This window comes from Agrobacterium sp. 22-226-1 (genome assembly GCF_053522345.1).
The window spans coordinates 238,391-250,290 of record NZ_JBNWCP010000001.1; the positions used below are offsets into that span (position 1 = coordinate 238,391).

Below are 11,900 nucleotides of genomic sequence, written 5' to 3' on the forward strand. Positions count from 1 at the left end.
GACTAGCGCGGCCGGTTTGCGGGGGCAGGCCATGGTGGCAAGGGTCAATACGGTTGCATTTCAGGGCATAGAGGGTGTGCCCGTCGAGGTGCAGGTCATGGTCGCGCCGGGAAAGGTGGGCATCCAGATTGTCGGCCTGCCCGACAAGGCGGTGGCCGAAAGTCGCGAGCGGGTGCAGGCCGCCCTGCATGCCTCCGGTCTGGCGCTGCCGGCAAAAAAAGTCACCGTCAATCTCGCACCTGCCGATCTGCCCAAGGAAGGATCGCATTTCGATCTTCCCATTGCGCTTGGCCTCATGGCCGCTTTGGGCGCGATACCGGCAGAAATGCTGGCACGTTATGTGGTTCTCGGCGAACTCAATCTCGATGGCACCATCGGTATGGTTTCGGGCGCCCTGCCGGCGGCGATCGGCGCCAATGCGCTTGGCAAGGGGCTGATCTGCCCGGCTGAAAGCGGGCCGGAAGCGGCCTGGGCCGGCGCCGGTATCGATATTCTCGCCCCGCGCAGCCTGATTGCACTGGCCAATCATTTTCGCGGCACCCAGCTTCTCTCGCGCCCGACGCCCGCCATTCGCGCCAACCCGGTCAATCTGCCGGATTTAGCGGATATCAAAGGACAGGAGAGCGCCCGGCGCGCGCTGGAGGTGGCAGCCGCCGGCGGACACAACCTGCTTATGGTCGGTCCACCCGGCTCCGGCAAATCCATGCTCGCAGCCCGCCTGCCTTCCATCCTGCCGCCGCTGGAGGCGGCGGAATTGCTGGAAGTTTCGATGGTCCATTCCATCGCCGGCCAATTGTCCGGCGGCAAGCTTTCGGACCGCAGGCCGTTCCGCACCCCGCATCACTCCGCCACCATGGCGGCGCTGATCGGCGGAGGGCTTCGCGCCAAGCCGGGTGAGGCTTCGCTCGCCCATCACGGCGTTCTTTTTCTGGATGAGTTCCCGGAATTTTCGCCGCAGGTGCTGGATGCATTGCGCCAGCCGCTGGAAACGGGCGAATGCGTCATTGCACGGGCCAATCATCGCGTCAGCTATCCGGCGGAAATCCAGCTCGTTGCGGCGATGAACCCCTGCCGTTGCGGCATGGCGGGAGAGCCGGGTTTCACCTGCGCCCGAGGCCCGCGTTGTGTGACGGATTATCAGGCCCGCATTTCCGGCCCGCTGCTGGACCGTATCGATATCCGCATCGACGTTCCCGCCGTCTCCGCCGCCGATCTCATCCGCCCCGTCGCGTCCGAGCCGAGTGCGGCGGTCGCCGCCCGTGTCGCCCGGGCACGCCTTGCGCAGCAGGAACGTTACGCGGCGGCGGGATTTGCCGCCATTCGCACGAATGCCCGCTGCACGACGACCCTGATAGAAAAATATGCTGAGCCGGATGCGTCCGGGCTGCAATTGCTGCGCGATGCGGCCGAGCGGCTGAAGTTCTCCGCGCGCGGTTATCACCGCATTCTCAAGGTTGCCCGCACCCTGGCCGATCTGGATGGCAAACAGACGGTCGGCCGCATCCATGTGGCGGAAGCCGTGTCCTATCGTATCGCTGGCGAAAGGCTGACGGCGGCGGCCTAGAGCATTTCCAGTAAAAGCACGAAGCCGTTTTTGTCAGGAAAGTATGCCAAGGAAGTAGAGAACGTCTAACGATTCCGTTTAAACCGGATATGCTCCAGAAGGTCGCCTTTTGTGCCTTCCCTGAAAAAACACTGTGCCGCCAGCGGAGCCGGCGGCACATAAGAATATTCGCTAATCTGGCGCGCGACCGTACCGCGCTTGAAAGCGTGGCTTAAAGTCCAAGGCCTTCGAAAAGCGCTGTCGAAAGGTAACGTTCCGCAAAGGAAGGAATGATGACGACGATGTTCTTGCCGGCATTTTCTTCCCGCGCGCCGACCTTGATTGCCGCCGCCAGCGCCGCACCCGAGGAGATGCCGACCGGCACGCCTTCCAGCCTTGCCGCCAGACGTGCGGTTTCGAAAGCCTCGTCATTGGTCACGGTGACGATCTCGTCATAAATGCCGGTATCGAGGATGGCGGGTGCAAAACCGGCGCCGATGCCCTGAATCTTGTGCGGGCCGGGGTTGCCGCCCGAAAGAACCGGGCTGTCGGCAGGTTCGACCGCAATGACCTTCACCTCGGGCTTGCGGGATTTCAGCACCTGACCCGTGCCAGTGATCGTGCCGCCGGTGCCGATACCCGAGACGAGAATATCGACCGTGCCTTCGGTGTCGTTCCAGATTTCTTCAGCCGTCGTCTTGCGGTGAATATCGGGATTGGCGGGGTTTTCGAACTGCTGCGGAATGATGGCGTCAGGCAGCGTTTCGGCCAGTTCCTGCGCCTTGGCGATGGCGCCCTTCATGCCCTTGGGACCTTCGGTCAACACCAGTTCGGCGCCGAGCAGGGCCAGCATTTTCCGGCGCTCAACCGACATGGTTTCAGGCATGGTCAGGATCAGCTTGTAGCCCTTCGCAGCGGCCGCGAAGGCAAGCGCGATGCCCGTGTTGCCGGAGGTCGGCTCCACCAGCGTGGTCTTGCCAGGGGTGATCTTGCCCTGAGCTTCCAGAGCTTCGATCATGGCGACGCCGATGCGGTCCTTCACGGAGGCGATGGGATTGAAAAATTCGAGCTTGGCGAGAAGGTTGGCCTTCACGCCCTTCTCTTTCGCCAGCTTGTCGAGCCGCACGATCGGCGTGTCGCCGATTGTTTCCGTAATCGAGGAATAGACGCGTCCGCGTCCGGGCTTTCTGGCTTCGGGCATGATGCTCTCCTGTGTAAGACCGCAAGATTTGAGCGGCAGAATAGGAGCAATAGCTTTCGCAAGCTAGCGAACGTTCGTCCTAATATCCCTAGATTGCAGGAATAATTTCACGATAAATCGCGTAAATGCACGAATTTGTTTTACGTGCTGCGGATCGCGATCATGGTCGCGGTTCCGGCCAGAATACCCGCCGCCGTGCGGTTGAGGATCGTCAAGGCGCTCGGCCTTTTCAGGAGGTTACGCGCCTTGGCCGCAAGCAGGATGTAAGGCAGGAGAACCGCCATCAGCACGACGAAGGTGATGGCGAGAAGTGTCGCATATTCCGAAGGGCCGATCATGCGGATATCGATCAGCGTCGGCACCAGCGCCACATAGAACAGCATGGTTTTCGGGTTGCCGAGCGTGATCAGCAGTCCGGACAGGAAGGACATGGGCATGCTGGTGCTTTTCTTGGCCTTCAGCTCCTGCGGCAGCAGGCCGGCGGTCCAAAGCTTCCAGGCAATATAAAGGAGATAGGTCGCGCCCGCGAATTTCAGAACCATGAAGGCTTCCTGAAAGGTCTGCGCGACGAAGGCCAGGCCCAGGATCACAGCGGTCAGGTAAATCATGTCGCCCAGCACCAGCCCGAGACCCATGAAGAAGGTTTCGCGAAAGCCCGAACCCAGCGCCCGCGCCACGATCGCCGTCATGCCGGGGCCGGGAATGGCGGCGGCGATGAAGAGGGCGGTGGCATAGGCGAAAAGGGTCGTCAGCGTCATGATCGTGTTTCCCGGAAAATCCGCTAAATCCATAACGAAATTGCCGGGTAAAGACAATCAGTCCGCGCGTCTGTCCCAGTGGTGTCGTTAAACGCCGGTGGAGCCGAAACCGCCGGCGCCGCGCGCGGTCTGCGAGGTTTCCGTCACCTCGCTCACAACAACCTGGGTTACCGGCGCAATCACCATCTGCGCAATGCGCATGCCGCGCTCGATGACGAAAACCTCCTGGCCAAGATTGGCGAGGATGACTTTCACCTCGCCGCGATAATCGCTGTCCACCGTGCCGGGAGAGTTGAGGCAGGTGATGCCGTTCTTGATGGCGAGGCCGGAGCGGGGGCGGATTTGCGCCTCGTATCCCTGCGGAACCTCGAAGATGAAACCGGTGGGGACCAGGGCGCGTTCGCCGGGTCGCAGGGCCAGCGGTTCACCGGCAGGTACGGCAGCGCGCAGGTCCATGCCGGCGGCGCCACGGGTCTCATAGGACGGCAATTCGAGGTCAGCGCCATGGGCGAGGCGGACGAGCCGGAGAGGGGGGCGATTGTCGTTTTGAAGGGTCATGCGGCATTAGTTTGCCGAGATCGCGGCAAGGTCAATTGCAAATGTGGGCCTGAAACGCTAGATAGCCCGCAATTCCACAGGATTTGTCAGATGGCCGAAACACTTGCCGAGGCGGTCTCCCGCCGCCGCACCTTTGCTATTATTGCGCACCCGGACGCGGGTAAGACCACGCTTACCGAAAAACTGCTGCTGTTCGGCGGAGCGATCCAGCTTGCCGGTGAGGTGAAGGCGAAGAAGGACCGCATCCAGACCCGTTCGGACTGGATGAAGATCGAGCGCGAGCGCGGCATTTCGGTCGTCACCTCGGTCATGACCTTCGAATATAACGACCGTGTCTTCAACATTCTCGATACGCCCGGCCACGAGGACTTCGCCGACGACACCTACCGCACGCTGACGGCGGTGGATGCGGCGATCATGGTCATCGACGCCGCCAAGGGTATCGAGCCGCGCACGCTGAAGCTCTTCGAAGTCTGCCGCATGCGCGATATTCCGATCATCACCTTCATCAACAAGATGGACCGCGAAAGCCGCGACCCCTTCGAGATTCTGGATGAGGTGGAAGAGAAGCTCGCGCTTGATACCGCGCCGATCACCTGGCCGGTCGGTCGGGCAAAGACCTTCTGTGGCGCCTATAATCTCGCCGACAGCACCTTCCGTGGCGTCGATACGCAGGTGGAAGCCATGCCGGTCAACGGTCCGCAGGCGGTTGCCGATCGCCTGCCGGAAAATGAGCGCCATCTTTTCGTCGAAGAAACTGAACTGGCGCTGGAAGCCTGCCGTCCTTTCGATCGTCAGGCGTTTCTCGAAGGTCATATGACGCCGGTGTTCTTCGGTTCGGCGCTGCGCAATTTCGGTGTGCGTGATCTCATCAATGCGCTTGGCGATTTCGCACCGCCGCCGCGCGATCAGGTGGCGGATACCCGCACCGTACATGCGGCCGAAGAGAAAATGACGGCCTTCGTCTTCAAGATTCAGGCCAATATGGACCCGAACCATCGCGACCGCATCGCTTTTGCCCGCATCTGCTCCGGCAAGCTGGAGCGCGGCATGAAGGCGCGGCTTGCCCGCACCGGCAAACAGATGGGTCTTACCGCGCCGCAATTCTTCTTCGCTTCGCAGCGCCAGCTGGCCGATACGGCCTTTGCGGGTGACGTGGTCGGCATCCCGAACCACGGCACGCTGCGCATCGGCGATACGCTGACCGAGGGTGAAAACCTGGTTTTCCAGGGCGTGCCGAACTTTTCACCGGAAATTCTCCGCCGCGTGCGTCTGGAAGACGCAATGAAAGCGAAGAAGCTGAAGGAAGCCCTGCAGCAGATGGCGGAAGAAGGCGTTGTGCAGCTGTTTTCGCCGGAAGACGGTTCGCCGGCCATCGTCGGCGTTGTCGGCGCGCTGCAGCTCGACGTGTTGAAGGAGCGCCTGATGGGCGAATATGGCCTGCCGGTCTCCTTCGAAATGTCGCGCTTTTCCGTCTGCCGCTGGATTTCCTCCGATCAGCCGGCGGAAATGGACAAGTTCCTCAACGTCAAGCGGGGCGATATCGCCCGCGATCTGGATGGCGATCCGGTGTTTCTGGCGCAGGACGCTTTCTCGCTTCGCTATGAGTCCGAGCGTTTTCCGGCGATCAAGATGGTCGCGATCAAGGAATATCACGTCGCCAAGGCGGCGTGACAAAGGCGTGATTGCACTTTGTATGCCAAGGGCTTAGTTTCCCCTGAAACGGGAAACTGGTCCGGCATCATGACGCTTTCAGGCAAACATATTCTCCTCATCATCTCCGGCGGCATCGCGGCCTATAAGAGCCTCGATCTCATCCGCCGCCTGAAAGAGCGCGGCGCGAAGGTGACGCCGGTCATGACCAAGGGCGCCCAGGAATTCGTCACGCCGCTTGCTGTCGGTGCACTTTCCGCCACCCATGTCTTCACGGAGCTCTTTTCCCGGCAGGATGAACAGGATGTCGGCCATATCAGGCTGGCGCGCGGCTGCGACCTCGTGCTTGTGGCGCCCGCCACCGCCGATCTGATGGCGAAGATGGCGCATGGTCTGGCAGACGATCTTGCTTCCACTATCCTTCTCGCGACGGATCGAAAGGTGCTGGTGGCACCGGCGATGAACCCGAAAATGTGGGCGGCAAAGCCCACGCTGCGTAATGTCGAAACGCTGAGAAAAGACGGCGTGTTTTTCATCGGCCCGATGGCCGGTGAGATGGCAGAGAAGGGCGAGGCTGGTTTTGGCCGTATGGCCGAGCCGTTGCAGATCGTCGAAGCCGTCGCCGCACTGCTGGATGAGGGGCCAAAGCCCCTGAAGGGGAGAACGGCGATCGTGACCTCCGGCCCCACGCATGAACCGATTGACCCGGTGCGCTACATCGCCAACCGCTCCTCCGGCAAGCAGGGCCATGCCATTGCGGCGGCTCTGGCGGAACTGGGGGCAGAGGTCACGCTGGTTTCCGGCCCGGTTACCATCGCCGATCCTGCCGGGGTCACGACGATCCATGTCGAGCGCGCCGAGGAGATGCGCGATGCGGTGATATCGAGACTGCCGGCGGATATCGCCGTCATGGTCGCCGCCGTCGCCGACTGGCGGGTGACGGGCTCGTCGGAGCAGAAGATCAAGAAGCAACCGGGCGATGCGCCGCCGGCGCTGCAACTGACGGAAAATCCCGATATTCTCAAAACCGTCGGCCATCATGAAAAGCGCCCGAAGATTGTGGTGGGCTTCGCCGCCGAAACGCAGGATGTCGAGAAGAACGGCCGGGCGAAGCTGGAGCGCAAAGGGGCGGATTATATCGTCGCGAATGATGTTTCGGCGGAAACCGGCATCATGGGCGGGGATCGCAACAGCGTGAAGATCATTTCCGCAGATGGCATCGACGTCTGGCCGGATCTCGACAAGGCCGAGGTTGCAAAACGTCTGGCGGTCCTGATCGCGGAGAAACTCGCATGAGCCTGTTCGATCGCAAGACATTCGACAGGGTGCTCGGCAAATGGCCGGGCGTGCGTTTTGTCGACCAATGGGATTCCCATGTCGCCAAGGTGGGCGACAAGGTTTTTGCCGTGCTTGGCGAGCGGGAGGACTGGCGGCTGGTCGTGAAATGCTCGGAAGAGAGCTTCGAAATACTGACCTCGCTGGAAGGCATAGGGCAGGCGCCCTATTTCGCCAAACGCAAATGGATATCGATTGGCGATCATTCCCCGCTCGAACAGGAAGAACTGGAGCATTATGTGCGCCGCTCCTATGAGCTTGTCGCAGCCGGTTTGACCAAAAAACTGCGGGGCGAACTGGGTATCGTGATCGATACTGCGCGCGCCCTCTAGTTTTCGGTTCAGTCCAGTTTGGTGTCCTTGCCGATGATCTGGCGGACGCCTTCCTTGGTGAAGGGTTGCAGGAGCTGCGGCAGGAATCCTTTCGCAATCTTACCCTTGATGCCGATATCGGTGGAAGAGGGCCTATCGGGGTTATGATAGGAGCCGAAGATCAGATCGAAGAAGACGAGATTCTCGCCGTAGTTGGTGTTTCCTTCCGGAAGCTGTTTTGAATGGTGCCAGCGGTGCAGGCGCGGGGTGCTGAACACGTAATCGAGCGGCCCCGTTTTCATATCGACGTTGCAATGGGTCAAAATACCGATGAATGCGGTAACGGCACCCAGCCACCAGAAAACCTGTAGCGGCGCACCCATGAAATAAAGCGGAATCTGGCTGAGCGCGATCTTGAACAGGGAATCGGCCACATGGAACCGTCCCGTATTGATGACCCAGAGCCGCACGACGCTGTGATGCAGCGCATGGAAACGCCAGAAGAATACGGTTTCATGCGCAATACGGTGGGACCAGTAGAGGCCGAATTCGGCAATCGTCACCGCAAGGGCGACCTGAACGATCATCGGCAGATGAGACGGCCAAAGATCGAACCGCATGGCGGCGAGCGGCTGCAGCACATTGGCGGTCACCATCGGGAAGATTGCCGCTGCGGCGGCTGCGAGCTGGACCAGCCCTTTCGTCAAAAGCGTGTGGCCGATGCTGTTCGCGGTCTCGCCATCACCATCAAGCCATTGGATTTCATAGGGAATATAACGTTCGAGAAGAAACAGGCTCAAAACCGCGCCCGCATAAACGGTCAAAAAGGCCACGATCGGATGGCTGCTCGTGAAAGCGAAATAGGACCCCACCAGGCCGCCGACGAACACCAGCGGCCACGAAGAATAGGAAAGGGCCTCTTTCAGTACTTGCGCTTTTGCCATCAAAATCAAATCCCGTCCGGCATCGTCCGTCTATACCGCCGGCGCAATTCCGCGCAGGCATCAAAGCAGCCCTTACCCCGCATCGATCACCTGTCTCCATTAGAGATCAGGCCCTTATCGCTCCAATGCATTACACAAACATGGCACTCACCGGTGCCGAGATGCTCAGCTTATCCTGACGGCGATGTAAAGAAGCGTCAGCGCTATCACCCAGAGTGCCGCCCGTCCCCATTTGGTGTGGCGCGCTTCCGCCTTGCCGATAGCTTCCGCCGTCTGCGCGTCGAAACGCAGACCGTTCTCGCTCATATACATCAACTCGGAATGCAGCTTCTCCGTCTTGGCGGCGATCTCCGGCGCTGCCTCGGCAAGCTTGAGGGCCGCCTTCACGCCGTCCTTCAGATCGGTGACGATGCGTTTCGGACCGAGATTGTCCCTGATCCAGCCGCCGACGACCGGGTCTGCCGCCTTCCACATGTTGAAGCGCGGATTGAGCATGCGCGACACGCCTTCCACCACCACCATGGTCTTTTGCAGCATCACCAGTTCCGGCCGCGTTTCCATGTCGAAAAGCTCGGTCACTTCGAATAGCAGCGTCAAAAGCTTGCCCATGGAGATCGTTTCGGCCGGCTGGCCGTGGATCGGTTCGCCAATGGCGCGGATCGCCTGGGCGAAGCTTGCTATATCGTGATGGCCCGGCACGTAACCGGCTTCGAAATGCACTTCCGCCACCCGCATGTAATCGCGGGTAATGAAGCCGTAGAGAATTTCGGCAAGGAAGCGGCGTTCCTTTTTGCCGAGACGTCCGGCAATACCCATGTCGACGGCGACGATCTCGCCCTCAGCATCGACGAAGAGATTGCCGGGATGCATGTCGGCATGGAAAAAACCATCGCGCAACGTGTGCCGCAGGAAGGACTGGATCAGCGTGTCGGCGAGTTTGTTCAGGTCGTGGCCGGCGGCCTTCAACCCTTCGATATCCGACATCTTGACGCCGTCGATCCATTCCATGGTGACGACATCGCGCCCGGTGCGTTCCCAGTCGACCTCGGGAACTCGGAATCCGGGATCGTCCTTGGTGTTTTCCGCAAGTTCGGAAAGGGCGGCGGCCTCGAGCCGCAGATCCATCTCGATCTTGGTGGTCTGCTCCAGCGTGCGTGTCACCTCGACAGGGCGCAGGCGACGCGCGGAACGAACGAAACGCTGCTGCAGATCGGCAATCAGATACATCGCTTCGAGGTCGTTCTGGAAACGCTGGCGCACGCCGGGGCGGATGACCTTGACGGCCACCTTGCGCGTCCCTTTCGGCGTATCCACCATTGCCGGATGAACCTGGGCAATGGAGGCGGCGGCGATAGGATCGCCGAATTCCCTGTAGAGATCAGACACCGAACGGCCGAGCGAGCCTTCGATGTTCGCTTTCGCCGCAGCCGCCGGGAAAAAGGCCATGCGGTCCTGAAGGCTCGCGAGATCGTCGGCGAAGTCGGCGCCCACCACATCCGGCCGGGTGGCGAGAAACTGACCCATCTTCACATAGGAAGGACCGAGCCGCTCCACAGCCACCGCCAGACGGTCGCTGCGCTGCGCCCTTTTCGCCTTGCTGCGGGCGAACGGCTTCAGCAGCGCTTTCAACAATTGGGCGGGAGCAGGCAGGTCATCGGAAGGCAGGGCCAGCACGACGCCTTCGCGCACGAGAACCCAGCCAACCCTTGCGAGGCGGAAATATGCGCCCAAAGTACTCATGCTTATGCTTGTCTCCTGCGTCTGCCGGCCATGGTCTTAAAGCTTCCAGCCGGAATGCAGGGCGGCGATGCCGCCGGTGTAATTGGTATAGGTGACACGGGAGAAGCCGGCGGTGCGGATCATCGTCGCGAAATCCTCCTGATTGGGGAATTTGCGGATCGATTCGACCAGATATTGATAGGGCTCGGCGTCACCCGTGATCATCTTGCCGAATTGCGGAATGGCGTTGAACGACCAGGCGTCGTAAACGCGGTCAAGCAACGGCATTTCTACCTCGGAAAATTCCAGCACCAGCAGCCGCCCGCCGCGCTTCAGCACGCGGTGTGCCTCTTTCAGCGCGACATCGATGCGCGGTACGTTGCGAATGCCGAACGCGATTGTATAGGCGTCGAAACTGTTTGCCTCGAAAGGCAGTTCCTCGGCATTGGCTTCCACGAAGGTCAGATTGTCGGAAAGCTTCTTTTTTGCCGCGCGTTCTTCGCCGACGGCCAGCATCGAGCCGTTGATGTCGAGAACGGTGGCATGCGCCAGACGGTTGGAGGCTTCGATGATGCGGAAGGCGATATCGCCGGTGCCGCCCGCAACGTCCAGAACCTTGTAGGACGCATCCTTGCGCGGCGAAAGCGAAGAGACCATGGCGTCTTTCCACAGCCGGTGCAGGCCGGCCGACATCACATCGTTCATGATGTCGTAGCGTTTGGCCACCTTGTGGAAGACTTCGTTGACCAGCCCCTGCTTTTTGCCTTCGTCCACCTTGTGGAAGCCATAGGACGTTTCCATGCCGCCTTGGGCAGTGGTACGGGCGTCGGTCATCGTTTGTCTCCATCTTTATTGCGTGGCGGACCATAGCGGAAACGCCATGGCAACGCTATCTGTTGCCGCATCGCCTGGGCGCGACATTTCGCGTGCACTGTATAGACCACATGGTCCTAACGATAAACTGTCGGATAAGCCAGATGCCAGAATTGCCAGAAGTCGAAACCGTCAGACGCGGCCTTGCGCCCGCCATGGAAGGCGCAAGGGTCCGCAGGCTCCATCTCGGTCGCCCCGATTTGCGCTTTCCATTCCCGCAGGATTTCGCAGCGCTTATCGAAGGCAAGACGATCCTGTCGCTCGGGCGCAGGGCGAAATATCTTCTGATCGAACTGGAGGATGGGCTGACCATCGTTTCCCACCTCGGCATGTCCGGCTCGTTTCGCATCGAGGCGGAGGCAGAAGAGATTGGCAATGCGCCAGGTACGTTTCACCATGCCCGTTCCAAAGACGGCAAGCATGACCATGTCGTCTTTCATCTGGATAAAGGGGAAGAGCGCGTCTGCGTCATCTATAATGATCCGCGCCGCTTCGGCTTCATGCATCTGGTGGAGCGCAACAAGCTCGACCTTTACCCTGCCTTTGCCGAGCTAGGCCCGGAGCCGACAGGCAATGCGCTGAGCGCGGATTATCTGGCGAGCCGGTTTGAAGGTAAAAGCCAGCCCCTGAAAAGCACGCTGCTGGACCAGAAGGTCATTGCCGGTCTCGGCAATATCTATGTCTGCGAGGCGCTGTGGCGCGCGCATCTTTCGCCTTTGCGGGCGGCGGGAACGCTGGTGACGAAAGGTGGCAAGCCCAAGGCGCAGCTCGTCGATCTGACGGAGAAAATCCGCGACGTGATCGCGGATGCGATCGCCGCCGGCGGCTCCTCATTGCGAGACCATATACAGACGGACGGAACGCTCGGTTATTTCCAGCACTCCTTTTCGGTCTACGATCAGGAAGGCCAGCCTTGCCGGACACCCGGCTGCGGGGGTACGGTTGAAAGGGTGGTGCAGGCCGGTCGTTCGACTTTTTATTGCGCCGCCTGCCAGAAGTAACGGA

At 60.4% G+C, this 11,900-nt stretch carries 11 protein-coding genes; 5 read left to right on the top strand and 6 right to left on the bottom strand.

What is annotated here, in order from left to right:
* Positions 1 to 31 precede the first annotated feature (31 nt).
* Complete coding sequence (locus ACQZ5K_RS01205; RefSeq protein WP_448739442.1) at positions 32 to 1,564, top strand: YifB family Mg chelatase-like AAA ATPase; 1,533 nt, start codon at positions 32 to 34, stop codon at positions 1,562 to 1,564.
* Positions 1,565 to 1,775: 211 nt separating this feature from the next.
* On the opposite strand, the gene cysK is transcribed toward ACQZ5K_RS01205, so the two are convergent.
* From cysK to dut, 3 genes are all read right to left on the bottom strand, one after another.
* Positions 1,776 to 2,744, bottom strand: a complete 969-nt coding sequence (gene cysK / locus ACQZ5K_RS01210) for a cysteine synthase A (protein WP_003520103.1) — start codon at positions 2,742 to 2,744, stop codon at positions 1,776 to 1,778.
* A gap of 140 nt (positions 2,745 to 2,884) precedes the next feature.
* Positions 2,885 to 3,502, bottom strand: coding sequence for a LysE family translocator (locus ACQZ5K_RS01215; RefSeq protein WP_448739443.1), 618 nt, complete (start codon positions 3,500 to 3,502; stop codon positions 2,885 to 2,887).
* Between the two features lie 87 nt (positions 3,503 to 3,589).
* Positions 3,590 to 4,060 (bottom strand): dUTP diphosphatase, encoded by a 471-nt coding sequence (dut, locus tag ACQZ5K_RS01220; RefSeq protein WP_448739444.1) that lies wholly within the window; start codon positions 4,058 to 4,060, stop codon positions 3,590 to 3,592.
* Between the two features lie 90 nt (positions 4,061 to 4,150).
* Between dut and ACQZ5K_RS01225 the strand changes: the two genes are divergently transcribed.
* The 3 genes from ACQZ5K_RS01225 (at position 4,151) to ACQZ5K_RS01235 (ending at position 7,380) form a co-directional block, all read left to right on the top strand.
* A complete protein-coding gene (locus ACQZ5K_RS01225; protein WP_003520100.1) occupies positions 4,151 to 5,734 on the top strand; it encodes a peptide chain release factor 3 in 1,584 nt (527 codons plus the stop codon).
* Positions 5,735 to 5,803: 69 nt separating this feature from the next.
* Positions 5,804 to 7,009 (top strand): bifunctional phosphopantothenoylcysteine decarboxylase/phosphopantothenate--cysteine ligase CoaBC, encoded by a 1,206-nt coding sequence (coaBC, locus tag ACQZ5K_RS01230; protein WP_448739445.1) that lies wholly within the window; start codon positions 5,804 to 5,806, stop codon positions 7,007 to 7,009.
* Positions 7,006 to 7,380, top strand: coding sequence for an MmcQ/YjbR family DNA-binding protein (locus ACQZ5K_RS01235; protein WP_078051349.1), 375 nt, complete (start codon positions 7,006 to 7,008; stop codon positions 7,378 to 7,380). Before coaBC ends, ACQZ5K_RS01235 begins: the two co-directional genes overlap by 4 nt.
* An 8-nt stretch (positions 7,381 to 7,388) precedes the next feature.
* On the opposite strand, the gene olsE is transcribed toward ACQZ5K_RS01235, so the two are convergent.
* The 3 genes from olsE to ubiE form a co-directional block, all read right to left on the bottom strand.
* Positions 7,389 to 8,303: an ornithine lipid hydroxylase OlsE gene (olsE, locus tag ACQZ5K_RS01240; RefSeq protein WP_448739446.1), complete on the bottom strand. Its 915-nt coding sequence runs from the start codon at positions 8,301 to 8,303 to the stop codon at positions 7,389 to 7,391.
* 165 nt (positions 8,304 to 8,468) lie between these two features.
* Positions 8,469 to 10,043: a 2-polyprenylphenol 6-hydroxylase gene (gene ubiB, locus ACQZ5K_RS01245; RefSeq protein ID WP_448739447.1), complete on the bottom strand. Its 1,575-nt coding sequence runs from the start codon at positions 10,041 to 10,043 to the stop codon at positions 8,469 to 8,471.
* A 36-nt stretch (positions 10,044 to 10,079) separates the two neighbouring features.
* Entirely contained in the window at positions 10,080 to 10,856 is a 777-nt protein-coding gene (ubiE, locus tag ACQZ5K_RS01250; protein ID WP_003520094.1) for a bifunctional demethylmenaquinone methyltransferase/2-methoxy-6-polyprenyl-1,4-benzoquinol methylase UbiE, read from the bottom strand.
* Positions 10,857 to 10,999: 143 nt separating this feature from the next.
* Here ubiE and mutM point away from each other — a divergent pair, with 143 nt between their 5' ends.
* Entirely contained in the window at positions 11,000 to 11,896 is an 897-nt protein-coding gene (mutM, locus tag ACQZ5K_RS01255; protein ID WP_448739448.1) for a bifunctional DNA-formamidopyrimidine glycosylase/DNA-(apurinic or apyrimidinic site) lyase, read from the top strand.
* The last annotated feature ends 4 nt before the right edge of the window (positions 11,897 to 11,900 follow it).

Bases quoted from the DNA above. Each gene is read 5' to 3' on its own strand.
- ACQZ5K_RS01205 (WP_448739442.1), top strand. From the start codon at position 32: ATGGTGGCAAGGGTCAATACGGTTGCATTTCAGGGCATAGAGGGTGTG.
- cysK (WP_003520103.1), bottom strand. From the start codon at position 2,744: ATGCCCGAAGCCAGAAAGCCCGGACGCGGACGCGTCTATTCCTCGATT.
- ACQZ5K_RS01215 (WP_448739443.1), bottom strand. From the start codon at position 3,502: ATGACGCTGACGACCCTTTTCGCCTATGCCACCGCCCTCTTCATCGCC.
- dut (WP_448739444.1), bottom strand. From the start codon at position 4,060: ATGACCCTTCAAAACGACAATCGCCCCCCTCTCCGGCTCGTCCGCCTC.
- ACQZ5K_RS01225 (WP_003520100.1), top strand. From the start codon at position 4,151: ATGGCCGAAACACTTGCCGAGGCGGTCTCCCGCCGCCGCACCTTTGCT.
- coaBC (WP_448739445.1), top strand. From the start codon at position 5,804: ATGACGCTTTCAGGCAAACATATTCTCCTCATCATCTCCGGCGGCATC.
- ACQZ5K_RS01235 (WP_078051349.1), top strand. From the start codon at position 7,006: ATGAGCCTGTTCGATCGCAAGACATTCGACAGGGTGCTCGGCAAATGG.
- olsE (WP_448739446.1), bottom strand. From the start codon at position 8,303: ATGGCAAAAGCGCAAGTACTGAAAGAGGCCCTTTCCTATTCTTCGTGG.
- ubiB (WP_448739447.1), bottom strand. From the start codon at position 10,043: ATGAGTACTTTGGGCGCATATTTCCGCCTCGCAAGGGTTGGCTGGGTT.
- ubiE (WP_003520094.1), bottom strand. From the start codon at position 10,856: ATGACCGACGCCCGTACCACTGCCCAAGGCGGCATGGAAACGTCCTAT.
- mutM (WP_448739448.1), top strand. From the start codon at position 11,000: ATGCCAGAATTGCCAGAAGTCGAAACCGTCAGACGCGGCCTTGCGCCC.